The following is a 299-nucleotide window of genomic DNA, read 5'->3' as shown; positions in this document are numbered from 1 at the left end:
ACGAAGTTCTCGTGCAACATTCACCACGATTGTCGCGCGGACTTCCTGAGCGAGAAGATAGCCTAGAAGAAGCATACTGGGAACGTTAATACGAAGCGGTTTAATTAACTATTCTGTAACTAAAGTAAAAGGCGCATTAAGAAATGTGCCTTTTTTATTTGTAATGGTTTAAATAAAAAAGGCTCCCTATGGGAGCCTTTTAAAAATAGCACGGATCTAGATTAGGAACTCATCCAGAGATTTACCTGCATCAAGTTGCTCTTGAATCGCCGAAGGTGTACGACCTTGGCCAGTCCAAG

1 protein-coding gene is annotated in these 299 nt (G+C 41.8%); it reads right to left on the bottom strand.

The annotated features are described in order from the left end of the window. Nucleotides 1–216 precede the first annotated feature (216 nt). Nucleotides 217–299 (bottom strand): H-NS family nucleoid-associated regulatory protein (locus IQR33_RS22275; RefSeq protein ID WP_193843815.1); only part of this gene is annotated, 83 nt, incomplete at its 5' end.

This window comes from Vibrio sp. OPT46 (assembly GCF_015163535.1).
In the GTDB taxonomy this organism is placed as follows: domain Bacteria; phylum Pseudomonadota; class Gammaproteobacteria; order Enterobacterales; family Vibrionaceae; genus Vibrio; species Vibrio alginolyticus.
This window is presented reverse-complemented; position numbering and strand designations above follow the sequence as displayed.